This is a genomic window from Frankia sp. Allo2, from assembly GCF_000733325.1.
GTDB lineage: Bacteria > Actinomycetota > Actinomycetes > Frankiales > Frankiaceae > Frankia > Frankia casuarinae.
Genome location: NZ_JPHT01000083.1, coordinates 2,905 through 3,870, shown reverse-complemented (window position 1 = coordinate 3,870; position 966 = coordinate 2,905). Strand labels below are relative to the sequence as shown.

Here is a 966-nt window from a genome sequence, read left to right as displayed (position 1 = left end):
GTGAATACGTTCCCGGGCCTTGTACACACCGCCCGTCACGTCACGAAAGTCGGTAACACCCGAAGCCGGTGGCCTAACCCTTGTGGGGGGAGCCGTCGAAGGTGGGACCGGCGATTGGGACGAAGTCGTAACAAGGTAGCCGTACCGGAAGGTGCGGCTGGATCACCTCCTTTCTAAGGAGCGTCTGGCTGGTCTGTCCTGTAGTGGGGTGGGCTGGTGCAGAGCCAGGGCCGGCTGTGGATGCCGGTCTGGTTGCTCGTGGGTGGAACGCTGACGATGGGGTTTCGGCTGGTTGTCCGGGGTCTAGTACNCCTCTGTCCNTNTCTTNNGGNGGGGNGGGGGGTGGAACGGTCCGGGTGGGTGGCTGGGGTCCGTGGCACGCTGTTGGGTCCTGAGGGAGTGAGGCTCTCTCGGCTGGTGGGTTCCTGTGCTGTGGTCCTGGTGGGGATCGTGGTGGGGGGTCTGCTGGTGGAACGGACCGGTCGTGGTGGAGGACTGCCTTCCCGTTGGGTGGGGGTGGGTTTCGCCGGGTCGGCTGGGGCCGTCCGTACGTTGAGAACTGCACAGTGGACGCGAGCATCTTTGTGGCCAAGTTATTAAGGGCGCACGGTGGATGCCTTGGCACCAGGAGCCGATGAAGGACGTGGGAGGCTGCGATATGCCTCGNGGAGCTGTCAACNGAGCTNTGATCCGAGGATTTCCGAATGGGGAAACCCGGCAGGNNTTTAAATCCTGTCACCCGTGCCTGAACACATAGGGCATGTGGAGGGAACGCGGGGAAGTGAAACATCTCATTACCCGCAGGAGGAGAAAACAACCGTGATTCCGCGAGTAGTGGTGAGCGAAAGCGGAACAGGCTAAACCAGTGTCGTGTGAGAGCCGGCAGGTGTTGCGATGCTGGGGTTGTGGGATCGTCCAGGTGGAGCTGCCGTTCCATCGGGGAGTCAGAAAGAGCATTGTTAGGCG

The 966-nt window shown here is 61.8% G+C and carries 1 rRNA gene and 1 other annotated feature (1 of these 2 only partly in view); the gene reads left to right on the top strand.

Going from position 1 to position 966, the window contains the following annotated elements:
- Nucleotides 1-173 (top strand): 16S ribosomal RNA (locus ALLO2_RS22710); the annotation flags it as partial.
- A 413-nt stretch (nt 174-586) separates the two neighbouring features.
- Nucleotides 587-966, top strand: a sequence feature (mutual gap in cmsearch alignment for this rRNA model is longer than 100); it runs 2,673 nt beyond the window's last position.